Source organism: Rhodococcus sp. Chr-9 (genome assembly GCF_000801125.1).
GTDB classification, from domain to species: Bacteria; Actinomycetota; Actinomycetes; order Mycobacteriales; family Mycobacteriaceae; genus Rhodococcus; species Rhodococcus pyridinivorans.
In genome coordinates, this window is the sequence record NZ_JTIZ01000066.1 from 1 (window position 1) to 26,741 (window position 26,741).

Genomic DNA, 26,741 nt, shown 5'->3' on the forward strand with positions numbered 1-26,741 from the left:
CCTTGCGGTCGAGCTTGCCGGACGCGTTGAGCGGGAACGCGTCGAGCACGGTCACCACCGACGGAACCATGTACGACGGAAGCGCCGCCGCGGCGGCCGTGCGGGCGGCGCCGGCGTCGATCACCGCGCCCGGCACCGGGACGACATAGGCGACCAGGTGCTGGCCGGTCGACGATTCGTGCACGAGCACCACCGCCGACAACACGGACGGATCGGCGGACAGGACCGCTTCGATCTCGCCGAGCTCGATGCGCTGGCCGCGGAACTTCACCTGGAAGTCGGTGCGGCCGATGTACACCAGTTCCGGTGCGCCGCCGGCCGTGCGGGTCCAGCGGACGAGGTCGCCGGTGCGGTACATACGCTCGCCCGGCGCACCGTACGGGTCGGCGACGAAACGGTCGGCGGTCAGGTCGACCCGGCCGTGATACCCGCGCGCGAGCTGGACGCCCGACAGATACAGCTCACCCGCGACACCGAACGGCACGGGACGCAGACGCGAATCCAGCACCAGAGCACCGGAATTCCACACCGGCCGGCCGATCGTCACGGTCGCGTCCGGCCGCACCGCGGCCTCGGTTGCGTGCACGGTGAACTCGGTCGGACCGTACAGGTTGTGCAGCGCGGCCCCCGGAATCGCCGCATGCACCTGGGCGACGGTGGACGGCGGGAACGCTTCACCGGCGACGAGCACGGCGCGCAGGGACGCGCCACCCCCGAACCCGAGTACCGAGACGAAGGGGCCGAGCATCGACGGCACGAACGAGACCATGGTGACCGACTGCTCGTCGATCAACTGCGCGAGATAGACGGGGTCACGGTGCCCGTCCGGCTCCGCGATCACCATGCGGGCACCGGCGAGCAGCGTGCAGAACAGTTCCCACACCGACACGTCGAAGGTCACGGGAGTCTTGAGCAGCACCACGTCGGACGAGTCGATCCCGAAGCGGTCCGTGAGCCACAGCACCTGGTTCACCACGGAGCGCTGCGCGACGGACACGCCCTTCGGGCGGCCCGTCGAGCCGGAGGTGAACAGCACGTACGCGGTGTTGTCCGGGCGCAGCACCGATCGCAGGTCGGCGTCGGCGACGGGCGCGTCGGAGACGGCCGGATCGTCGTCGCCCGCGACGAGCACGGTCCGGTCGCCGAACCGCTCGGCGTCAGCGGCGTCGGCCACCAGCACGCACAGCGGCGCGGCGGTGTCGAGGATGTAGTCGATCCGGTCGTCGGGCTGATCCAGGTCGACGGGCACGTAGGCGCCGCCTGCGGTGAGCACCGCGTACATCGCCATCACGAGATCGGCGGACCTGCGCATGGCCAGCGCGACCCGCACCTCGGGTCCGACGCCCTGCGCGATCAGCCGCCGCGCGAGCCGGTTCACCCGGGAGGCGAACTCGCCGTAGGTCAGGCTCTGCCCACCGGACACCACGGCGACCGCACCGGGGTTGTCCGCAGCGCGCGCCTCGAACAGCGCCGGCAGGGTCGTCGACGCGTCGATGTCGTGCCGGGTCGCGTCGACGCCCGCCACGAGCGCGTCGCGCTCGGCCGGGTCGAGCAGTTCGATGTCACCGACCACGGCAGCGGGATCCGCCGCGATCGCTTCCAGCACACGCACGAAGCGGGCCGCGATCGACTCCACGGTCGCGGGGTCGAACAGGTCCGTCGCGTACGACATCTCGACGAGCAGACCGTTGTCGGAGCCGTCGGGATGATCCGCAACCGTGACCTGCAGGTCGAACTTCGCCAGGTCGTAGTCGAATTCGACCCCGCTGACCGTCAGACCCGGCAGTTCGAGCCGGGTGCTGTCCATGTTCTGGAACGCGAGCGCCACCTGGAACAGGGGATGCCGGGACTGCGACCGAACCGGATTGAGGACCTCGACGAGCCGCTCGAACGGGACCTCCGCGTGGGCGAAGGCCTTCAGGTCCGATGCCCGGACCCGGGACAGCAGTTCGGTGAAGTGCTCGGTGGGATCGACCGTCGAGCGCAGGACGAGCGGATTGACGAACATTCCGATCAGGTCGTCGAGCGCGACGTCCCCACGGCCTGCGACGGGAGAACCGATCGCGATGTCGCGCGAACCCGACAGCCGCGACAGCAGCACGGCCAGCGCACTGTGCACGACCATGAACAGTGTTGCGTTGTTGTCCCGCGCGACCGCGTTCAGCCGATTCCGGAGGCTCGCGTCCACAGAGAAGCGCAGCAGGTCACCGTGGCTGGTCGCCACCGCCGGACGCGGTCGGTCGGTGGGCAGCGGAAGCTCGTCGGGCAGATCCGCGAGTTCCCGCTTCCAGAAGTCGATCTGGCGTGCCGCGACCGACTCCGGATCGTCCTCCGAACCGAGCATCTCCCGCTGCCAGATGCTGTAGTCGGCGTACTGCACCGTCAGCGGCTGCCAGTCGGGGGACTCCCCCGCCGACCGCGCGGCGTAGGCGGTCATGACGTCCCGGGTGAGGGGACCCATCGAGAAGCCGTCCCCGGCGATGTGGTGCACGGAGAACGCCAGCACGTGCTCGGTCGCGCTGATCTCGAACAGCCCCGCCCAGAACGGCACCCGCTGCGTGACGTCGAACGGTGCCGCCATCTTCTCCGCGATCCGCTCGGCGACCTCGCTCTCCGACACGGCCACCGGGCTCAGGTCCGGGATGACCTCGCGGGTCGGCACGACCTTCTGGTAGCCGACGCCGTCGACCTCCGGGTACACCGTCCGCAGCACCTCGTGCCGCGCCAGCACGTCGGCCACCGCGATCTGCAGGGCGTGCCGGTCGAGAAGTCCGGACAGCCGCAGCGCGAACGGAATGTTATTGACCGCGGAGTCGGGTTCGAGCTGATTGAGGAACCACATGCGCTGCTGCGCCAGCGACAGCGGCACCCGGTCGGGACGCGGCATCGGACGCAACGGAAGCCGCGGCCCGGTTCCGCGATCGGCGGCCTCGTCGACGAGTCGCGCCAGATCGGCCACGGTGGGCGCGTCGAAGAACTCCCCGACCTCGACGTGCACCGAGAACCGCGAGTTGATCCGGGCGACGGCTCGCGTCGCGATGAGCGAGTTGCCGCCGAGCTCGAAGAAGTCGTCGTCGGCGCCGACCCGCTCCGCGCCGAGGAGGTCCGCGAAGATCTGCGCGACCGCCTGTTCGGCGGGCGTCGACGGTTCGCGGTACTCCCGCGCGGACGTGAAGTCGGGGGCAGGCAGTGCCTTGCGGTCGAGCTTTCCGCTGGCGTTGAGCGGGAATTCGTCGAGCTGGACGAACAGGTTCGGAACCATGTAGTCCGGGAGCCGCTCGCGGGCGGTCGCGGTCAGCTCGGCCGTGTCGAGGGTGGCTCCCCCCGTCGCGACGACGTACGCGACGAGGTGGTCGCCGGTGACCGGATCGGAGTGCACGACCACCACGGCCTGGGACACGTCGTCACGTCCGAGGATCGCCGCTTCGATCTCGCCGAGTTCGACGCGCAGTCCGCGCAGTTTGACCTGGAAGTCGACGCGTCCGATGTAGTCGAGCTGCCCGTCGGGGCGGCGCCGGACGAGGTCGCCGGTCCGGTACATGCGTTCGCCGTTGCGGCCGGCGGGGTCGGCGACGAAACGATCCGACGTCAGATCCGGCCGGGCGACGTAGCCGCGCGCGAGCTGCACACCCGACAGGTACAGCTCGCCGGGAACGCCCGGCGGGACCGGCCGGAGTGCGTCGTCGAGCACGTGCAGTCCGGTGTCGTCGACGGCGGCACCGATCGGGATCGTCCTGTCGCCGCGTGCGGTCGCGTAGTAGGTGACGTCGACGGCGGCTTCGGTGGGACCGTACAGGTTGTGGAGCTCTGCCGAACTGATCTCGTGGAAGCGGGCGACGGTCTGCGCGGGCAACGCCTCACCGGATGCGAAAACGTAACGGAGAGAGTCGGTTCGGGCAGCGAGCGGCTCCGCGACGAAGACGGAGAGCATCGACGGCACGAAGTGCAGTGCGGTCACACCGCGGTCGGCGATCGTGCGGGCGAGGTACTCGGGGTCGCGATGACCATCGGGCACGGCGACGACCAGGCGGGCGCCGACCTGCAACGGCCAGAAGAACTCCCACACCGAGACGTCGAACGTGAACGGCGTCTTCTGCAGGATGACGTCGGCCTCGGTGAAGCCGTACTCCCGCTGGCGCCAGAGCAGATTCGCGACGATGGCCCGATGGGCGACGGCCACGCCCTTGGGCAGGCCCGTCGAGCCCGACGTGAAGATGATGTAGGCGGTGTTGTCGGGGCGCAGCGGGCCGGTGCGGTCGGCGTCCGTGAGCGGGGCCGCGTCGAAACCGGCCAGGTCGAGCCGATCCACCTCGTGGAGCGGAACGTGTGCGGGCACCTCGATTCCGTCGCGCGAGGTCGTCAGGACCGCGACGGGGCGTGCTGCGGCGAGGACGTGCGCGATGCGGTCGGCCGGGTGGTCCGGGTCGAGCGGGACGTAGGCACCGCCGGCCTTGACGATGCCGTACATGGCGACGAGCAGATCCAGCGATCGGCGGATCGCGAGGCCCACCGTCGTCTCCGGACCCACGCCGATCGAGACGAGGTAGCGGGCCATCCGGTTGGCGGCGGCGTCGAACTGCGCGTAGGTGAGGGTCTCCCCCTCGAACTCGAGAGCGATCGCATCCGGTGTGCGGGCGACCTGCTGCTCGAACAGCGCCGGCAGGGTGTCGACCGCTTTGGCGACGACGGGCACGTCGACGACGTCGCCGGTGTCGCAGATGAGGGTCTCGACGACACCGGCGAGGCCACCGTCCGCATCGGATTCGAGCAGTGCGGGAACGAGGTTCGACAGCACCACCGGGACGAGGGCGTCCGGACCGAGCGCGCCGCCCATAGCGGCGTCGAGACCGGTCAGTTCGTCGTGGAGCGTTCCGTAGGTGACGGCGGTGTCACCGTGCGAGAGCGCAACCCGCTCGGGCGCTACCGCCGCCACCTCTGAGATCAGCCGCGGGAGGTCCTCGATGGTGAGAGATTCCTGACCGGGCTTCCGAACCGACATCTACCTTTTCCTCTGTGTCGCCAAGCTCTGCGCTTGGGTGATGAGTGACTCGATCAGTGCGGCGTATCCGTCGACGCCCAGGGCCGGAAGGATTCCCGGAACCAGACCGGACAGGGCCACCGAGACCTGCGCCTCCGGCTTGAGCGTCGCCCCCATCGCCTTGGCGACCGACACCAGTTTGTCGTTCAACGCACCGAAGGTGACGGTGGCGTCGCCGTGAGTCAGGGCGATCTCGTCGGGGTGGGCCGCCGCGGCGGCTGCCACCAGCTCGGGCAGGTCCGCGGCGGTGAGCTTCCGCTGCGGCGTCAGGCTCGCGCGTTCCTCGTCGTCGAGGATGTCGATCTCGCGGATCACGACGCCGGGGTTGTCGGTGACCGCGTCGACGACCCGCAGGTACCGCTTCGCGAAGCGGGCGACGGACTCCTCGTCGAACAGGTCGGTGGCATACGTGAACAGCAACCGGATGCCCCCACTGCGCCCGTTCTCGTCGAACACCTCCCCGCCGCTGAGCTGCAGATCGAACTTCGCCTGGTCGAAATTGCCCTCGACCAGCGACACCTCGAGGCCGGGCAACTGCAGCGAGCGCGGTGCCATGTTCTGGAACGCGAACAGCACCTGGACCAGGGGGGAATAGGCGGCGGTGCGGCGCCGGCCGAGCGCATCGACGACACGCTCGAACGGCACGTCCGCATTGCCGAATGCCTCGATGTCCCGGTCCCGGACCTGGGAGAGCAGCTCGACGAACTCTGCACTCGACTCGATCTCCGTCCGGAGGGGAAGGGTGTTGACGAACATGCCGATCAAGTCGTCGAGGGCGGCCTCGCCACGACCGGCCGTCGGGGTCCCGATGATGATGTCGTTCGTGCCCGTCAGCTTGGACAACAGGACTGCGAATGCAGCGTGCATGACCATGAAGACCGTCGAGTTGTGCTCGCGAGCAACCTTTTCCAGCATCTCGAATCGGTTCGGGTCGATGGCGAACTCGTACTCCGCCCCACGCATGGACGCCCGGGCAGGACGGGGCCGATCAGCCGGCAACTCGAGCAACTCCGGCGCTCCGGCGAGTCTGCTCGCCCAGTAGTCGAGCTGCCGGGCGAGCGTGGATTCCGGATCGTTCTCGTCGCCGAGGATCTCCCGCTGCCACAGTGCGTAGTCCGCGTACTGGATCTCGAGCGGAGACCAGGTCGGAACCTCACGTTCGACACGGGACGCATAGGCCGTCATCACGTCCCGGGTCAGCGGTCCCATGGAGAAACCGTCTGCACTGATGTGATGAACGACCATCACGAGAACACGATCCGTGGGATTGAGCTCGAACAATCGACCTCGCACAGGCGCGGTCGCAGTGACGTCGAAGCCGACGCCCACCACCTCCGCGATACGCTCCGGCAGCAGATGCTCCGGAACCTCGACGACATCGAGCGTCGGCACCGCCTCGCCGACCGGAACGATCTCCTGCACCGGCCCGTCCTCCGTATCCGGGTAACGGGTCCGAAGGATTTCGTGCCGTTCGAACACGTCCCGGACGGCAGCCCCGAGCGCCGGCACGTCCAGCAACCCGGACAGATGCAGTACGACCGGGATGTTGTAGGCCGCCGAATTCGGATTCATCCGGTTCAGCACCCACATTCGCTGCTGGGCGAGCGAGAGCGGCACCTGCTTCGGGCGTGGGGCACCGACGAGTGCACGCCGTGTCCCGGATCCCCTGCCGGACTCGGCACGGGAGGCGAGGGCCGCCACCGTCGGAGCTTCGAAGAGCGTCCGGACCTGGACCGTGGTATCCAGCGCCGCACCGAGCCGGGCCGTGACCTGCGTGGCGAGCAGCGAGTTGCCACCGAGCGCGAAGAAGTCGTCGTCCGCCCCCACCCGTTCGGTTCCGAGCACCTCGGCGAAGATACTTGCGACGATCTGTTCGACCGGGGTGGCCGGGGCACGGTACGACTTCGTCTCGAACATCGGCTGCGGGAGAGCCCTGCGGTCCAGCTTCCCGTTGATGTTCAGCGGCAACGCGTCGAGTACGACGAACGCAGCCGGCACCATGTAGCCCGGCAGGCGGTCCCCGAGTGCGGCACGTACATCGTCGACGGCGAGGTCGCTCCCCGCCGACGGGACGAGATACGCGACCAACTGGTCGCCGAGCCGGTCGTCGTGGTGAACGAGCACGACAGCCTGGGCCACCGACGGGTGATTCCGAAGCCCCGACTCGATCTCCCCGAGTTCGATCCGGAAACCGCGGATCTTGACCTGGAAGTCGGTACGACCGAGGTATCGAAGCTCGCCCTCTCCGGTCCATACGACCAGGTCGCCCGTTCGGTACAAGCGCCCCCCGGTCTCGGTCCCCGTCGCGAACGGATCGGCGACGAACCGCTCCGCCGTCAGGTCCGGACGACCGAGGTATCCGCGGGCGAGTTGCACCCCGGCGAGGTACAGCTCACCGGGGACTCCCGGCGGCACCGGATTCAGCCGCTGGTCGAGCACGTACAGGCGTGTGTTCCACTCGGGCCCACCGATCGCCACTGTGACCGTGTCACCATCGGTCACCTCGTGGCTGGTGACCGAGACTGCGGCCTCCGTGGGACCGTACAGGTTGAACAGTCGCACGTGCGGGTTCGACTCCCGCAGCGCCTGCGCCGACTGTGCCGGCAGGGTCTCTCCGATGGCGAGGATGCGCCGCAGCGATGACGGAAGCGCACCACCGGTTTCCGTCATGAGCACGTCGAGCATCGACGGCACTGCGTGCAAGGTTGTGACAGCGCCGGTACGAATCAACTCGTCGAGATACGCCGGGTCCCGGTGTCCCTCGGCACTCGCGATGACGAGACGTGCACCCGACACGAGAGCGGACCAGAACTCCCACACCGACAGGTCGAAGGTTGCGGCCGTCTTCAGCAGTACCGCATCCTCGGGCCCAAGCCCGAACTCGGCGTTCTTCCAGAGCATCTGGTTCACAACCGCGCGGTGCGACACTGCGACACCCTTCGGTCGACCCGTCGAGCCGGAAGTGAAGATGACATACGCGGTGTGGTCGGGACGCAAAGGTGCAAGTCGCTCGGCGTCCGTCAGCGGAGTGTCCCGGAACAACCCATCCGTCTCGTCGTCCACGACGACCACCTGTCGAGCGCTGCCCACCCCGAAACCGTCGCGCGTACTGGTCAGCACGCATACCGGATCGGCAGTGTCGAGAATGTATGCCGTGCGATCCACAGGCTGGTCGGGATCGATCGGTACGTATGCACCACCGGCCGCCGCTACAGCGTACATCGCTGTCACCAGTTCGGGAGAGCGACGTATCCCCAAGGCCACGAGCGATTCCGGACCCACGCCGAGCTTCACCAGACGTCTCGCCAGCCGACGGACTCGCGCACCGAACTCGCGGTAGGTCAGCACGTCGCCGTCGTACTCGATGGCCGGCGCGTCCGGAGTAGCCACGACCTGGGCATCGAACATCGAGACCAGAGTCGCATCCGGTACGGCATGCGAGTTGCTGTTCCATTCGACCAACATGCGGCTGTGCTCATCCGCCGAGAGGATCCCGATGTCGCCGACCGGCGACGTCGGATCTGTCACGATCGATTCGAGCACGCGCACGAACCGCTCGGCGAACGCCTCCACCGTGGACCGGTCGAAGAGGTCGGTCGCATAACTGAATACCGCGTCGATTCCCTCGGGCGTGCCTGTCTCGCCGTACCGATCGGTGAGGAACAACTGCAGGTCGAACTGTGCGACACCCGTGTCGAGTTCGAGCGCCGACACCGTCATACCCGGCAGTTCGAGCGTGGTGCGCGCCAGGTTCTGGAACGAGAATCCCACCTGGAACAAGGGATGGCGAGCTGTTGACCGCTCCGGATTCAGCACCTCGACGAGGCGCTCGAAAGGCACGTCGGCGTGCGCGAACGCCTCCAGGTCGGTTTCGCGCACCGAATCGAGCAATTCGTAGAAGGACATGTGCCTCGACACCGCGGTCCGCAGGACCAACGTATTGACGAACATGCCGATGAGATCGTCGAGTGCACGTTCACCGCGACCGGCGATGGGAGTGCCGACCGCGATGTCGTCGGTACTCGACAGTCGTGCCAACAGGACCACGAACGCCGTGTGGGCCGCCATGAACAGCGTCGCGTTGCGCCCGCGCGCAAGCGTGACGAGGCGTTCGTGCAACTCCGCATCGATCCCGAACGCGACTCGCCCTCCACGGAACGACTGCACCGGCGGGCGCGGCCGGTCCGTCGGCAACTGCAATTCGTCCGGAACGCCCGCGAGAGCGCTGCGCCAGTACCCGACCTGACGCGAGAGAAGCGATGCTTCGTCGTCCTCCGAGCCCAGCAGTTGTCGCTGCCAGATCGCGTAGTCGGCATACTGCACGGCCAACGGCGACCAGTCGGGTGCGTGACCCTCGAGGCGTGCGGCATAAGCCACCATCACATCGCGCGCTAGCGGCGCCATCGACGAGCCGTCCGCAGCGATATGGTGGAACACCAGTGCAAGCACGTGGTACTCGTCGGCGAGCTTGTACAGGCGGACCTGCAGCGGTACAGCGGTCGTCACGTCGAACGCAGTCGCAGCGAGTTCCGCAAGCAGTTCGGGCAATTCCTGTTCGGAGGTCGACACGACCTCGAGTGTCGGCGTCATCCGCGTGGGCGGAAGGACGACCTGGACCGGGGCACCCGAGCTTTCCGGGTAGACGGTACGCAGCACCTCGTGTCGCGCCGTGACGTCTGCGACCGCAGCACCCAAGGCAGTCACGTCCAGACGTCCGGACATGCCGAGTGCCATCGGGATGTTGTATGCCGTGGATCGGTTGTCGAATCGATTGAGGAACCACATGCGCGACTGTGCCAGCGACAGCGGTACCCGCGCGGGTCGCGGTTGCGTCACGAGGGCGAGACGACCCGAACCCGCGTGCAGTTCGAGCCGCGCTGCCAGGGCTTCGACCGTGGGTTCCTCGAACAGTTCCCGGACACCGAGCCGCATGTCGAGCGCCGATCCGAGCCGGGAGACGACCTGGGTGGCGACGAGCGAGTTGCCCCCGAGCGCGAAGAAGTCGTCGTCGAGACCGACTCGGTCGACGCCGAGCACCTCGGCGAACACCCCGGCGACGATCTCCTGGACGGGAGTCTGCGGGGTCCGGAAATCCCTGACCTCGAAAACGGGTTCCGGCAGAGCCTTCCGGTCCAGCTTTCCGTTCGGGGTCAACGGCAGCGCGTCGAGTACGACCACCATGTCGGGAACCATGTACGCGGCCAGGAACAGTGCGACGGATTCGCGAATCTGCGTCGGCTCGACGGTCTCGCCAACCCTCGGTACGACATAGCCCACGAGACGGTCGCCGGTCCGTTCGTCGCCGCGGACGACCGCAACCGCCTGTGCCACTCCGGGACAGCGCGTGAGGGCGGACTCCACCTCGCCGAGCTCGATTCGGAATCCACGCAGCTGAACCTGGAAGTCCGACCGGCCGGCGTACTCGAGCATCCCGTCGGTGTTCCACCGACCGAGGTCACCCGTCCGGTACATCGACGACCCACCCGTCGCGGAGCACGCGTACGGGTCCGCGATGAACCGTCCGGCCGTCAACGCAGGCTTGTTGACGTAACCGCGCGCGAGCTGCGCACCGGCCACGTACATCTGTCCCTGGACACCGACCGGAACCGGACGCAACCACTCGTCGAGGACGTACACCTGTAGGCCGGGCAGCGCTCGACCGATCACACTCGCGGACGAGGACCGCACGATCTCACGGGTCAAAGCCAGGAACGACACGTGAACGGTGGTCTCGGTGATGCCGTACATGTTCACCAGCCGCGGTGCATCGTCACGGTATCGGTCGAACCAGCCGGCCAGCTTGCCCGGATCCAGTGCCTCGCCCCCGAAGATCACGTGCCGTAGCACCAGTTCACCAGCCTGTGCGGAGCTCTCACCCTCGGTTGCCGCACGGTCGGCCTCGGCGAACTGGTAGAACGCCGACGGGGTCTGGTTGAGCACGGTCACCCCGGCTCGGACAACCAGTTCCCGGAACTGCTCGGGTGACCGCGACGTGAAGTAGTCGACGACGACGAGGGTACCGCCGTACAGCAGCGGCCCCCACAGCTCCCATACAGAGAAGTCGAATGCGTACGAATGGAACATCGTCCACACGTCGGTTTCGTCGAACCCGAACAGAGGCTGCGCGTTCGCGAACAACTCCACGACATTCCGGTGCGTGACCGCCACCCCCTTCGGCAGACCCGTCGAGCCCGATGTGTAGATCACGTATGCCGTGTCGGACGAACGCAGCATCCCGGCACGGTCCGCGTCGGTGACCGGTCGGGTATCGAGTGCGTCCCAATCCAACTCGTCGAGCACCAGCACCTCGATCCCCGGAATCTCGGGGATCGACCGGCGCTCGGCCGTCGTCGTGAGAACGACCGCAGGTGCGCCGTCTCCGAGGATGTACGCGATCCTGTCCGCCGGGTTCGTCACATCCAGCGGCAGATATGCCCCGCCGGAGGTGAGGACCGACAGCAACGCGGTGATCAGCAATTCGTCGCGCTGCAACGCCACCGCGACGAGCGACCCGGGTCCCACGCCCGAGGCGATCAGACGACGCGCCAGGCCGTTGACGCGGGTCGAGAGGTCGGCGTACGAAAGGGACGATTCACCGGCCACCACCGCGACGTTCTCGGGCCACGATGCGGCCGCCGCAGAGAAGAGCGCCGGCAGGGTGGCCGCCGGATCGACCTCCGCGCCCGGTGTGGACCACACGCCGAGAACTTCGGCACGTTCGGCCTCGGCCAGCAGATCGACGGTTCCCACCGCCTGTGACGTGTCCGCCAGCACTCCGGCCAAGAGGCGCTCGAACCGTTCGGCGAAGGAGGCCACCGTCGGCTCGTCGAAAAGATCCGTCGCATAGGTCCATTCGACGGCGTAGCCACCGTTCGGAGCCGCGGTCAACGTCACCTGCAGGTCGAATTTTGCAACGTGCGGGTCGAATTCGAGCCCTTGCGCGGTGAGACCTTCGAGCTCGAGTGCCGCCTGCGCGATGTTCTGGAAGGCGAGCACCACCTGGAAGAGGGGATGGCGATTCTGTGACCGTTCGGGATCCAGCACCTCCACGAGACGCTCGAACGGAACGTCCGCGTTCCCGAATGCTCCGAGGTCGATCTCCTTGACCCTAGCCAGGAAATCGGCGAACGACTCACTGCCGTCCACGCCGATGCGCAGCACCAGCGTATTGACGAACATACCGACGAGTTCGTCGAGTGCCGCCTCGCCGCGCCCTGCCACCGGCGTTCCGATTGCGATGTCACGGTTGCCCGAGAGCCGGGACAAGAGCACTGCCAACGCCCCATGGACGACCATGAACGGTGTCACTCCGTGCGCTTGGGCGACACGGTCGATGCCGTGGCCCATGTCCGGGGCGATCCGCGACGAGAACGTCCCGCCGTGGTACGAGGAGACCGACGGGCGCGGGCGATCGGCCGGAAGTTCCAGCTGGTCCGGCAACCCCGACAACTGCGACTTCCAGTACTCGAGCTGTGAGGACACGATCGAGTCGGGGTCCGATTCATCGCCGAGCACCTCACGCTGCCAGAGCGTGTAGTCCGCGTACTGGACCTGTAGAGGCTGCCAGCCCGGCAGATCGGCACGCGAACGCGCAGCATAGGCAATCATGACGTCGCGAGTGAGAGGGGCCATCGAGAAGCCGTCCGCTGCGATGTGATGCACCACGAACACGAGAATGTGCTCGGTGTCGTGTACCCGAAGCAGTCGCGCCCGTACCGGTGGCACCTCCGTCACGTCGAATCCTGCACGCGCGAGATCGACGACCACCGCGCGCAGGTCCTGTTCTGCGACATCCTCCATTACAAGCTCGAGCGGGACTGAATCGACGGGAAGAATCTGCTGATAGCCGACACCGTCGACCTCGGGGTAGACGGTACGCAGCACCTCGTGCCGGCCTATCACGTCGGTTACCGCCTGACGCAACGCTTCGACGTCGAGGACACCTCGCAGTCGTATCGCGGCCGGAATGTTGTCCACCGCGGATCCTGGGTCGAATCGGTTCAGGAACCACATACGGGACTGGGCCAGCGACAACGGGATGCGAGTGGGACGATCGACGGCGACGAGCGCCTTCCGCGCTCCCGCACCCTCGGTCCGCTCGACCCGCGTCGCGAGCGCCGCCACCGTGGGTGCTTCGAACAGCGCGCGCACCGGCACCGATGTATCGAGGGCGGAGCCGAGTCGGGCCACGACCTGCGTGGCGATCAACNGACTCGAGTACGAGCGTCCGCTCGGCAGCGTCGAGCAATGGGAGTCGGCCGACCGAAACGGACGGGTCTGCCACCACGGCTTCGAGCACCCGCACGAAACGCCTTGCGAAAGAGGAGACCGTCGCCTCGTCGAACAGGTCCGTCGCATAGGTCAGTTCGGCGGGCATACCGGCCGGGATGCCCTCCTCGTCGATCGATTCCGACAGTGTCAACTGCAGATCGAACTTCGCAACCCGCGTATCGAAGCCGACCTCGTTCACCGACAGTCCCGGAAGCTCGAGAGCGGTCCGGCCGAGGTTCTGGAACGTCAGCATCACTTGGAAGAGAGGGTGCCGAGCCTCCGAGCGCGTGGGGTTCAACACCTCCACCAGACGCTCGAACGGTACGTCGGCGTGCCCGAAGGCCCCCAGATCCGTCTCGCGTACCTGCTCGAGCAAGTGCGTGAACGACTCGGACCAATCCACCGGCGTGCGCAGTACCAGAGTGTTGACGAACATTCCGATCATGTCGTCGAGTCCGGCTTCGCCGCGTCCTGCGACCGGCGTACCAATTGCGACGTCGTTCGTGCTCGCCAACCGGGACAACACCACCGCGAGCGCACTGTGTACGACCATGAACACGGTGCTGGAGCGCTCTCTGGCGAAAGCGATCAGCGCGGCATGCAGTTCGGGCTCGATGGTGAATCGAACGCTCGCCCCCGCGAACGACGCAACGGGCGGGCGCGGCCGGTCGCTGGGAAGGTCGAGCTGATCTGGAAGTCCTGCCAGCGTCGTGGTCCAGTAGTCCAACTGGCGCGAGATCAGGGAATCCGGGTCGTTCTCGTCGCCGAGCACCTCACGCTGCCAGAGCGCGAAATCTGCGTACTGCACCGGGAGCGGCGACCATGCGGGCGCATCCCACGAGGAGCGTGCAGCGTATGCAACCATCACGTCGCGTGCGAGTGGCCCCATCGACCAACCGTCGGCCGAGATGTGGTGCACCACCATGCCCAGGACGTACTCACGCTCGCCGATCTCGAAAAGGCGGGCATGCAGCGGGACCTCCGCCGTCACATCGAAGCCGACGGTCGCAAGCTCGAACAGCTTGCTCTCCAGCTCGTCCGGCTCGATCGGCTCCGGCGTCAGATCAGGAACCGTCTGTGCCGCGTCGAGCACGACCTGGCTCGGGCCTTCCACGGAGTCCGGAAAGACGGTCCGCAGTGATTCGTGTCGATCGGTCACATCGATGACCGCGACCTGCAGCGCGGCAATGTCGAGGTCCCCGCTGAGCCGGATCGCGATCGGAATGTTGTTCACCGCCGAATCGGAATCCAGACGATTCAGAAACCACATTCGCTGCTGGGCGAGGGACAGTGGAATACGTCCGGGACGGTCGACAGGCGCCAGGGCGGGTCGTCCTCCCCCAAGCGCGTGCTGCTCTACGCGCGCGGCCAGCGTACCGACGGTCGAGGCCTCGAACAGCACTCTCACCGGGACAGTGGTCTGCAATGTCGCGCCCAGGCGCGAAACCACCTGGGTGGCGATCAGCGAGTTGCCACCGAGATCGAAGAAGTCGTCGTCCACGCCGACTCGTGCCACCCCGAGTACGTCCGCGAAAGTGTTCGCAACGATCGCCTCCACCGGGGTCGACGGCGTACGGAACCCCTTGGTCTCGAACACCGGTGCCGGCAGCGCTTTGCGGTCCAGCTTGCCTTGAGGTGTCACCGGCAACTCGTCCAGCACGACAATCGCTGCGGGCACCATGTGGGACGGCAACCGGCCGGTTACGAACGCGGTTAGACCTTCGACGTCCACCGCACGGCCCTGCACGGCGGTCACGTAGGACACGAGCTGAGTCGTACCCGACACGCCGGTGTGTCCTACGGTCACGGCACGATCGACATCGCCGTGAGCAGCAACAGCAGCGTCGATCTCGCCGAGCTCGATTCGGAAGCCACGGATCTTGACCTGGAAGTCACTGCGGCCGACATACTCGATCTGCGGTGTCCGCGCACCCGGTACCCAGCGGACCAGATCGCCTGTGCGGTAGATTCTCTCACCGATTTCCGAATACGGGTTCGCGATGAAGCGTTCCGCTGTGAGACCGCTTCGTGCATGGTACCCGCGTGCAATGCCCGCACCAGCGATGTAGAGCTCTCCTGTGACACCTTCCGGAACGGGTCCGAGCCGGGAATCGAGCACGTACGTCGTGACCCCGCGGATGGGTCCGCCGACCGTGATCACGTCGCCGGCGACGAGGGGATCGGAGATGTTGGACGCGACCGTTGCCTCGGTCGGGCCGTACGCATTGAACATGGTGTGGCCCGGGGCCCACCTGGCCACCAACTCGGGTGAGCACGCCTCGCCACCGACGACGACAACCCGGAGATCGGGCAGGACGGCCGGATCCACGGTGCCCAGAGCCGCAGGAGTCAGGAACGCGTGCGTGACGCCACCTCGGGACAAGACCTCTGCGAGGTCTGCACCGCCGTAGACATCGGCGGGTGCGATCACCATCGTCGCCGATGAACCGACGGCGAGCAGCAGTTCGAGGATCGATGCGTCGAAGCTGGGCGAAGCGAAATGCAGTGTCCGAGAATGCGCATTCACACCGAACCGGGCGCGTTGCTCGGCCGCGAATGCCGCAAGTCCCGCGTGGGTGACCGCAACCCCCTTGGGGACGCCCGTCGAACCCGACGTGTAGATCAGGTATGCGAGATGGTCGAGACGGAGAGGCCGGACGCGGTCCGCGTCGGTGACAGGACCTGGTGAGACGACCGCGAGATCTCCGACGAACTCCGCGTCGTCGACAGCGAGCCAGGTGATGCCACCCGGTAACGACGCCCGGTACTGCACGGTCGTCAGACCGAGCACGGAACCGGAATCGGTGACCATGTGGTCGATTCGATCGCTCGGGTAGGACGGGTCCACGGGGACGAACGCAGCACCTGTCTTGGCCACGGCCCACCATGAGATCACGGAGTCGAACGATCGCGGCACCGCGACCGCGACCACCGTCTCCGGACCGATCCCCCGTCCGATCAGCACGCGTGCGAGCTGGGAGGAGACAGCGTCGATCTCCTTGTACGTCAGGGAACGATCGCCGGCGACGACCGCGGTGCCCTGAGGATTCCGAGAGGCCGCGTCGGTCAGCAACCGAGCGAGGGTTGCGGGTTCGGCGTTGCCGGCACCCCTCACGGACACGAGTTCGCGCCTCTCGCAGGTGTCGAGGATGTCGAGATCCCCGACTGCACAACCGACGTCCGAAGTGACGGCCGTCAGGATCCGTTGGAAGCGTTCGGCGAATCCACGAACGGTTGATGCATCGAAAAGATCTGTCGCATACACGAACTCGGCAACCAGTCCGACAGGAGATCCGGTCGTGTCCGTGCGCTCGGAAAGGGTGAGCTGCAGATCGAATTTCGCGACGTCGATATCGACCTCGCTTGCTTCGATGGTCAGATCCGGCAGTTCGAGACTGGTATCGCCCATGTCCTGGTATGCGAGCACCACCTGCACCAGAGGGTGCCTGGCCTGCGACCGCGTCGGCCTGAGGACCTCGACGAGACGTTCGAAAGGCACGTCCGCATTCGCGAATGCACCCAGGTCCACCTCACGCACCTGCTGCAACAACTCGGCGAAGGACATGCCGGGGTCGACATGCGTCCGCAGCACCAGCGTGTTGACGAACATTCCGATCAAGTTGTCCAGCGCCTGTTCACCGCGACCGGCAATGGGGCTTCCTACTGCGATGTCCTCGGTAGCCGACAACCGGGCAAGCAACACCGCCAGCGCCGAATGCATGACCATGAACATGGAGACGTTGTGTGCGCCGGCCAAGTCCGAGAGCGCGCGGAACGTGTGCGCGTCGATGTCGAAACCGACGCGATGCCCGACGAACGACTGCACGGCCGGTCGCCGTCGGTCGGCCGGAAGGTCGAGTTGCTCGGGGATTCCCGCGAGCCGGTTCGTCCAGTACGAGATCTGCTCTGCAGCAAGAGAATCTGGATCGGACTCGTCGCCGAGCACCTCACGCTGCCAGAGCGCGTAATCCGCATATTGCACGTCCAGAGCGGGCCAGGTCAGCGGGCCGCGTCCGGATCGCGCAATGTACGCCGCAGCCATGTCCCGCGCAAGGGGACCGAACGAGACCCCGTCGGCGGCGATATGGTGGATGACCATCGCGAGAGCGACCTCATCCTCGGTCACGCGGAGGATGCGGCAGCGAATCGGAATTTCCCTGGAGACATCGAAACCGGTCGAGGCGAATTCCGCGAGGACCGCCGGCAGTTCGTCTTCCGAGACCGATCCATCGGCAAGACCGAGATCGACTTCGGACATCGGCAGGATCGACTGGTATGCACCGGAACCGGATTCGGGAAAGACGGTACGCAGCGACTCGTGCCGTCGGACGACGTCGTAGAGTGCCGCCTGCAACGCGTCGACGTCGACCTTTCCGCGCATGCGTAGAACGAACGGCAAATTGTAAGTGGCCGCAGTAGGATCGAACTGGTTCAGGAACCACATACGGGACTGGGCCAGCGACAACGGAATCCTGTCCGGTCGCGGATATCGCACGAGCGCCGGCCGCCGCCGATCCGAAGCGCGGGACGAGGATGCGAACTCGGCCAGTTCGGCAACGGTGGGTGCTTCGAACACGGCTCGGACGCCGAGATGCACATCGAGGGCGGAGCCGAGTCGGGCCACGACCTGCGTGGCGATCAACGAGTTGCCACCGAGCGCGAAGAAGTCGTCGTCCGCACCGACCCGATCCACACCGAGCACATCGGCGAACACCCCGGCGACGATCTCCTCCACCGGAGTCGACGGAGCCCGGAACTCACGCGCCTCGAACACCGGAGGCGGCAACAACTTCCGATCCAACTTCCCCGACGCGTTGAGCGGGAACTCGTCCATGACCACCCACGCGTCCGGCACCATGTATCCCGGCAACACCCGAGCCAACTCGGCCTTGACGACAGCCGTATCCACGACCATCCCGGCCTCGGGCACCACATAGCCCACCAACTGCTGCCCCAGCTCACCGTCGTGCACCACCACGACCGCCTGAGCCACCACGGCCAGATCCAGCAACGCCGACTCGATCTCACCCAGCTCGATGCGCAACCCACGCACCTTCACCTGGAAATCGGCCCGCCCCACATACTCCAGCTCCGCACCGCCACCGGCACTCGAGGACGAACCCCACCGCACCAGATCTCCCGTGCGGTACATCCGCGCACCCGCCGGCCCGAACGGATTGGCCACGAACCGATCCGACGTCAGATCCGGCCGCGCCACATACCCCCGCGCCAACTGATCCCCGGCCAGATACAACTCCCCCACGACACCCGCAGGCACCGGCGACAACCGCGAATCCAACACGAACACCTGCGTGTTCCACACCGGTACACCGATCGGCACCGCCACCTGATCCGCATCCGACACCTCGTGGAAGGTCACATCCACCGCAGCCTCGGTCGGACCGTACAGATTGTGCACCCGAACCGACGGCAACGCCTCCCGCAACCGCGCCGCCACCGACGCCGGCAACGCCTCCCCCGAGGCGAACACCGACCGCAACGACACCGCCTCGCCCACCGACGACTCCGCCACGAACACCGACAACATCGACGGCACGAAATGCACCACCGACACCGCCTGCTCGACCATCACCCGAACCAGATAACCCGGATCCCGATGACCGTCCGGCCGCGCCACCACCAACCGAGCACCGATCTGCAGCGGCCAGAACAACTCCCACACCGACACATCGAAGGTGAACGGCGTCTTCTGCAACACCACATCAGCAGCGGACAGACCGTACTCGGCCTGCATCCACACCAACCGATTCACGATCGCCGCATGCGAAACCGACACACCCTTCGGGCGACCCGTCGATCCCGACGTGAAGATCACATACGCCGGCAACTCCCGACGCAACACACCCCGACGATCCGCATCCCGCACCGGAGCATCGGAGAACTCCGATACATCCAACTCGTCGACGAACACCACCGACCGGCCCTCGGGAACCACCAACCCGTCACCCGAGGTCGACAACACCACCACCGGATCCGCGACCCCGAGCACATACCCGATCCGCTCCGCAGGCTGATCCGGATCCACCGGCACATACGCACCACCGGCCTCGAGCACGGCATAGATCGCCGTCAACATCTCCACCGACCGGCGCATCCCCACAGCCACCAACGACTCCGGACCCACACCCTCGGCCACCAGGAACCGCGCCAACCGCCGCACCCGCGACGCGAACTGCGCATACGACAGCGACACACCCTCGAACACCACCGCAACCGCATCCGGCGTCCGCGCCACCTGATCCTCGAACAACCCCACCAAGGTCGTCTCCGGCACCCCACACGCCGTGTCGTTCCACTCGGTGAGAATCCGATTTCGCTCGTCGTTGTCCAGAAGGTCGATCTGCCGCACCCGGCGCTCGGGTTCGGCCTCGACGAATCTCGACAGGAATGCCAAGAAGCGGGCATGGTGTTCCGCGTTCTCCTGCGCGGTGTACCGGCCGGGATTCGCTTCGAAATCGATGTTGAGGCGATCCCCCGCAGCATTCTCGTACAGGTTCACACCGAGCGCCTCTACGGTGCCGGTCGACAGAATGGTCAATTCGCCCCTGATCGGACCGAACTGGATGCCACTGTGGAACAGCATGACATTCACGAGCGGACCGAACAGACCTCCGTTCGGGTCCGCCGAATCACGCCGGATGTCCTCGTGGCGGTACATCTGATGCCGCAGTGCGCTGGAGACGGCGGTCTGGACGTCCGACACCAGTTCACCGATCGATTGCTCGGCTCCGACGTGCAGCCGGAGCGGAACGATGTTGGAGAGCATGCCCCCGGAACGCCGGGCGACCGCAGTCACACGTCCGGTGACGGGCAGACTGAGAACGATCTCGTCACGACCTGTCATCCGAGACAGGAAGGCGGCGAACGCGGCGATGAACACCGTGGAGCGTGCCGAACCGTGCCGCTCCACGGCAGCGTCGAAACGCTCGGTCTGCGGCTTGGAAAGTGTTTCGGAGGCGAACTCGTTGCGGGAGGACGGCGGAGCAACGCGTGAACTGAGGTCGACGACCGTGTCGACTCCCCTGATCCGTTCGGCCCAGTACTCGCCGTCCCGCACGAACCTGGCGCTGTTGCGATAGGCCAGCTCGGCGGCGCGAAGATCGGCGAGGCTGCCGGCGGCGAGCGGCTCGGGCTCGCGGTGCTCGACCGCAGCCGAGTACAGCTCGGCGACACGCAACATGAAGTTCATGGCACCGACACCGTCGAGAACGACGTGGTGCACGCGCGCGTACCAGTAGTAGCGCGAATCCTCCAACCGGATGGCTGCAGCGACGATCAGGCGATCGTTGATGATGTCGATCGGAGCACTGTGCTCGTTTCGCATCCATTCGAGCGCCGCCTGCTCGGGATCCTCTTCATCGCGTAGGTCGACGCGCAGGAGGGTGGTGTCGAGAGTCGGGTCGATGACCTGGTGAGGTACGCCGTCGATCTCGACGAGCCGAACGAAACCCGACTCCAGTTCACCGGCGGCGATCCTGCTGACCCGTTCGAGCACCTCGGTGTCGAGAGCGCCGCGGAGGTCGACGTACTGGGCGTTGTTGATCGCCACATCCGGGCTACGGTATTGCGCATACCACAGTCCGAGCTGCGCCGGAGAAAGCGGCAAAGCTACCTCTTTCGACGTCCGGCCAGCGCTGTCGATTCCGTCGATTTCTCGCGGGTCCAACCGTTACCTCTTTTCCGGAAACCCTCGTTTCCCCCACCACTACGACTCGGCCCTCCGACTGTGCTCGCGGAAGACCGACCGCATCCACCGAAGCAACACGGTGCTTACTGTCTATCCGCGATCGGCCCTGCCTTGTTTCACCGTCCGAGCTCGTCCCCACCCGTATGCGGTCACCTCGAAGTCGAGTCCGTAGCCGTCGCCGATCCTTCGGCATCGGTTGGCAGAGCTTTCGGTGCACACACAGCAGCCCAATTTACAGTCCGTCTGCAGGGCGTCAGAACCGGCCGGTTGGAAGTCGTGAACCGGCCGATCGAGAGACACCACAGACCCACTGAAACAGTACCTACCGATAAGTAGGTGATCCGTCGCGCCGATTCACCACATGACGGCGATGATCACATTGAGAATGCCCAGACCACCGGCGACGTGGGCGAGCGTCGCGGTCGAGCCGGGATTCTGCTTCTCCTTCTTCAGGCCGATGAACGCCACGACGAGCACGGCGAGGGCGACCAGCAGCTTGATGCCGATCTTCATGTGGTTCACCTCGACGACGTCCTGCGCCTCCCGCAGACCGACCAGGGCCAGACCCGTCACGACCTGCAGGATGGCGCCGTGCAGCATGCCGGCGACGACGCGCGGTTCCTTGATGACCGCGAGCCACGAACCGATGATGCCCGCGAGGCCGATGAAGTGCAGGATGAGGAAGATCTTGATGGCGATGTCCATGGGCGCAATCCGACCATTCGGGACGGGGACTGTCCAGTTAGGTGACGCTCATGGTGTGCCCCGGATCACGCCTGGTCGCGGTACCAGTCGAGCAGGTCGGGTTCGTCGATCGCGGTGCGGTCGACGACGCGGCCGGGATCGGCTCCCTGCAGGATCCGTTTGAGGGGAACCTCGAGCTTCTTACCGGTGCGGGTGTGCGGCACCCCGGGCGCGGCGACGATCTCGTCGGGCACGTGCCGGGGCGAGGCGTGCTCGCGCACGGCCGCACGGATCCGTTCCTTCAGGTCGTCGGTGAGCGTGACGCCCTCGGCGAGGACGACGAACAGCGGCATGCGGTACGTGCCGTCGGGTTGTTCGATGCCGAGGACGAGCGACTCGACGACCTCGGGCAGGTTCTCCACGGCCTGGTAGATATCGGCACTGCCCATCCGCACACCGTGGCGGTTGAGGGTGGAGTCGGACCTGCCGTGCATCTCGAAGGTTCCGCGCTCGGTGATCGTGATCCAGTCGCCGTGGCGCCACACACCCGGATAGACGGAGAAGTACGCATCGCGGTAGCGACTGCCGTCCGGGTCGTTCCAGAACCGCACGGGCATGGACGGCATGGGGACGGTCACCACGAGTTCGCCGACCTCTCCGCGCACCGGCCGCCCCGTTTCGTCGAAGGCGTCGACCGCCACGCCGAGGCAGGGCACCGAGATCTCTCCCGGCCACACGGGCACCGTGGGGACGGCGCCGACGAAGGCCGTCACGACGTCGGTCCCGCCGGAGATCGACATCACCTGCACGTGCTCGCCGGCGTTGTCCGACAGCCACGCCGACGACGAGGCGGGCAGCGTCGACCCGGTGACCCCGACGCCGCGGAGGGCCGACAGATCGTGGTCGTCCTGCGGGACGACACCGGCCTTGATGCAGGCCAGCACATAGCCGGGGCTCGTCCCGAGCACCGTGACGTTCTCCTCGGCCGCGATCCGCCACAGGCGATCGACCTCGGGATGGGACGGGGCGCCGTCGTAGGTGACGACGGTGCATCCCACGAGCAGCCCCGAGAGCAGGAAGTTCCACATCATCCAGCTCGGGCTGGTGTACCAGAGGAAGCGGTCGCCGGGACGGAGGTCGAGGTGCAGCGACAACGCCTTGAGGTGTTCGAGCAGCACACCACCGTGGCCGTGCACCAAGCCTTTCGGTGGGCCGGTGGTGCCGGAGGAGAAGACCACCCACAACGGATGGTCGAAGGGAACGGGTAGGGGTTCGAGAGCGGCGTCGCCGGAGACAGCGTCCCGCCAGTCCAGAACGGTCCCGGTCTGCCCGGACGTGTCGAACCCGGACGTGTCGAACGATGTCTCCTCCTCCGACACGACGACCGTCAGGGCGAGGCCAGGCATCGCGGCGCGGAGTACGTCCACCTCGTCGACGCGGTCGTGCCGCCGTCCTGCGTAGCGGTATCCGGTTGCCGTGACGAGTGCTCGTGGTTCGAGTCTGCCCAGACGGTCGATCGCCGCAGGTGCGGCGTAGTCCTGTCCACATCCGGCCCAGACGGCCCCAATGCTCGCCGTGGCGAGCAGGGCGACGATCGCTTCGGGGATGTTGGGCAGGTAGCCGACGACACGATCACCCTCCCCCACCCCGTGCGCGCGGAGCGTCGCGGCGAGCGCGGCCGTCCGGCGTTCGAGTTCGGACCAGCAGACCTCGCGCCGGTGTCCCTCCTCGTCGAGGTGGACGATGGCGGCCTCGTCCGGGGGACGCTCCCGGAAGACGTACTCGGCGAAGTTCAGTCGCGCGCCCGGGAACCACACGGCACCGGGCATGGAGGCGTCGGCCAGAGCCGGGCCGGGGTCGGTGTGGGAGACGACGTCGAAGGCGTCCCACACTGCCTGCCAGAATGCGCCGGGCTCGTCGACGGACCACTGCCACAACGCCCGGTAGCCGGGCAGGTCGAGTCCGTGTCTCTCCTCGACGAACCGGGTGAATCCGGTGACGTTCGCCTGCTCGATGTCGACGTCCGTCGGAGTCCATTGCGGTTCCACCACAGTTCACCTCCCGGTCCGGGACCGTACCTGAACACGGACGAAGGCCCGCCCGGACCGGCCGGGAACCGTCGTGCACGGACGGACTGCCCGTGCACGACGTCCGAGACGTCCGAAACGGAGCCTCGCGCGAGGACTCTCGGCTACCGCCGCTCGCGCGTCGCAGACGTGTAGATGAGGGTGAGCACCACAGCGACGGCGATGGAGATGATCCAGCGGATCCAGTCGATGCCGGAGGTGTTCTCGTTCCCCTCGGACGAGATCAGACCCCAGATCCAGTAACCGATCAGCGCACCGATGATGCCGATGACGATGGTGATGAGCATCCCCATCGCCTGCTTACCGGGGATCACCAACCTGGCGAGGATACCGATGACTGCGCCGAAGATGATCGTGCCGATGATCTGTCCCATGGTGAGCCTCTCTGTTCGGCGCCGCACCCGGGGCGGCGCAACCTCGACGACCATGTACCCCATCAGTGTCGATCATGAACCCCTCACACGAGGCGGATTCGACGTGCCTGTCGAGTGAACATCCTTCTCCGGCAGGGCCGTGGTCTCACCGGCCCCCGTCCGCTCGTGTCGCCTCGAGCAAGGCGATCGCCTGCTCGCGCATCTCCACCTTGCGGACCTTCCCGGTCACCGTCATCGGGAACTCCTCGACCACGTGCACATAGCGCGGGATCTTGTAGTGGGCGAGCTTGCCGGTGCAGAACGTCCGGAGCGAATCGGCGTCGAGCGGTTCGGCGCCCTCGCGCATCCGGATCCACGCCATGAGTTCCTCGCCGTACTTCGTGTCGGGCACGCCGACGACCTGGGCGTCGAGGATGTCCGGGTGGGTGTAGAGGAATTCCTCGATCTCGCGGGGGTAGATGTTCTCCCCACCCCGGATGACCATGTCCTTGATCCGGCCGGTCACCGAGACGTACCCGTCCTCGTCCATGACGCCGATGTCGCCGGTGTGCATCCATCGGGCCGCGTCGATCGCCTCGGCGGTCTTGTCGGGCTGATCCCAGTAGCCGAGCATCACCGAGTAACCGCGGGTGCATAGTTCGCCGGGTTCGCCGCGCGGCACCGTCAGTCCGGTGACGGGGTCGACGACCTTCACCTCGAGATGCGGGCCGACACGACCGACGGTGCTCACGCGCCGCTCGATGCTGTCGTCGCTGCGGGTCTGCGTCGAGACCGGGGAGGTCTCGGTCATGCCGTAGCAGATGGAGACCTCGCTCATGCCCATCCGGTCGATCACCTGCTTCATCACCTCCACCGGACACGGTGATCCCGCCATGATTCCGGTCCGCAGACTGGACAGGTCGTAGTTGTCGAATCCGGGGTCGGCCAGTTCGGCGATGAACATCGTCGGCACGCCGTACAGCGACGTGCACTTCTCCTCGGCGACCGCACCGAGCGTCGCAGCGGGGTCGAATCCCGGCGCCGGCAACACGATGGTCGCGCCGTGACTCGTGCACGCGAGGTTGCCCATCGTCATCCCGAAGCAGTGGTACAGCGGGACGGGGATGCAGACCCGGTCGCGTTCGGTGTAGTGGCACAGCTCGCCGACGAAGAAACCGTTGTTGAGCACGTTGTGGTGACTGAGGGTGGCGCCCTTGGGGAAACCGGTGGTGCCCGAGGTGTACTGGATGTTGATCGGATCGTCGGGCGACAACGAGGCCTGGGCCGCGTCGAGCGGTGCCCGGTCCTCGGTGAGCGCGGCGCGGCCGGAGTCGACGAGTTCGTCCCACCGCGGCGAGTCGAGCAGGACGACGTCCTCGAGATCGGGGCAGTTGGGCCGGACGGTCTCGATCATCTGCGCGTAGTCGGAGGTCTTGAACGTCGGGGCGGACACCAGCATCCGCACACCGGCCTGCTCGAGGACGTACTGCAGCTCGTGCGAGCGGTAGGCGGGGTTGATGTTGACGAGGATCGCCCCGATCTTCGCGGTCGCGTACTGCACGAGCACCCACTGCCAGCAGTTGGGTGCCCAGATTCCGACGCGGTCACCCTTGGTGATGCCCGCCCGCAGCATACCGAGCGCGAGCACGTCGATGTCCGCGGCGAATTCGGTGTAACTCCAGCGCTTTCCGGCGGCAGAATCGACGAGCGCCTCACGGTCGCCGAAGCGGGCGGCGGTGCGGTCGAGGTTGTCGCCGATGGTGTCGCCGAGCAGCGGGACGTCCCAGGCACCCTGGGTGTAGCTGGGCAGACGGTCGACGTCGAGGCCGGACATCGCATTCTCCTTCACGAGGCGGGGAAACGGCTGTGGTGGCGGTCGTCGGGCTGCTGCCGGACGACNTGGATCAGAGGGCCCGGTCGCGGGTCTCCACGAGCGCCGCGGTGCAGACCAGGCTCACGAGGCCGATTCCGGCCAGCATGATCCCGATCGCGATACCGCCGTAGGAGGCGGCGAGCGGTGCGGCGATCATCGGCGGGATGGCGCCGCCGAGGACACCGGCGAAGTTGTAGCCCAGACCGGCACCGGTGTAGCGGTAGCGGGTCGCGAACATCTCGGGCAGCAGTGCTCCGCACGGCCCGTAGGCGATACCGAAGATCGCGAGGGTGATCATCATTCCGAGCACGAACGCAATCGGTGAGCCGGTGTCGAGGAGCGGGAACAACACCAGTGCCCAGACCACGGAGAAGGCGCACGAGACCATGATGACCTTCTTGCGCCCGAAGCGGTCGGAATACAGCGCGGACAGCACGATCGCGAGACCGAAGACGAGCGACGAGGCGATGCCCACCACCAGGACGAACGGCCGGTCGAATCCCAGCTCGGACGTCGCGTAGCTGGTCAGGTAGGCCGTGCCCATGTAGAAGAAGGCGAACATGATGGCCAGCGCGCCGCCGGCAAGGAAGATCTCCTTGGCCTGGTAGCGCAACGCGTCGAGGAAGGGCAGCCGGCGCGGGGCCTCGATCTCGGCGGCCGGGGCACTACGGCGGGCTTCCTCAGGGCCCCGGCAAAGTCGTGTAATTGCATGTCAGATGGTGTGAAG

The 26,741-nt window shown here is 66.6% G+C and carries 6 protein-coding genes and 2 pseudogenes; all 8 read right to left on the minus strand.

Features of this window, described 5'->3' with window-relative positions; translation table 11 throughout:
- A partial coding sequence (locus tag QR64_RS07370; RefSeq protein ID WP_039584740.1) for a non-ribosomal peptide synthetase occupies window positions 1-4,999 on the minus strand: 4,999 nt, incomplete at its 3' end.
- Window positions 5,000-13,247, minus strand: an 8,248-nt coding sequence (locus QR64_RS25695) for a non-ribosomal peptide synthetase (RefSeq protein ID WP_152640930.1), incomplete at its 5' end; no start/stop codon positions are given.
- Between the two features lies 1 nt (window position 13,248).
- Window positions 13,249-20,996, minus strand: a pseudogene (locus tag QR64_RS28825) (amino acid adenylation domain-containing protein); the annotation flags it as partial.
- A gap of 375 nt (window positions 20,997-21,371) precedes the next feature.
- Entirely contained in the window at window positions 21,372-21,722 is a 351-nt protein-coding gene (locus QR64_RS07380) for a hypothetical protein (RefSeq protein WP_039584741.1), read from the minus strand.
- A 65-nt stretch (window positions 21,723-21,787) separates the two neighbouring features.
- Complete coding sequence (locus QR64_RS07385) at window positions 21,788-23,749, minus strand: acetoacetate--CoA ligase (protein WP_039584743.1); 1,962 nt, start codon at window positions 23,747-23,749, stop codon at window positions 21,788-21,790.
- Between the two features lie 143 nt (window positions 23,750-23,892).
- Window positions 23,893-24,162 (minus strand): GlsB/YeaQ/YmgE family stress response membrane protein, encoded by a 270-nt coding sequence (locus QR64_RS07390; RefSeq protein ID WP_016932945.1) that lies wholly within the window; start codon window positions 24,160-24,162, stop codon window positions 23,893-23,895.
- A gap of 145 nt (window positions 24,163-24,307) precedes the next feature.
- Entirely contained in the window at window positions 24,308-25,975 is a 1,668-nt protein-coding gene (locus QR64_RS07395) for an AMP-binding protein (RefSeq protein ID WP_039584744.1), read from the minus strand.
- 70 nt (window positions 25,976-26,045) lie between these two features.
- A pseudogene (locus QR64_RS07400) lies at window positions 26,046-26,699 on the minus strand (MFS transporter); the annotation flags it as partial.
- Between the last annotated feature and the right edge of the window lie 42 nt (window positions 26,700-26,741).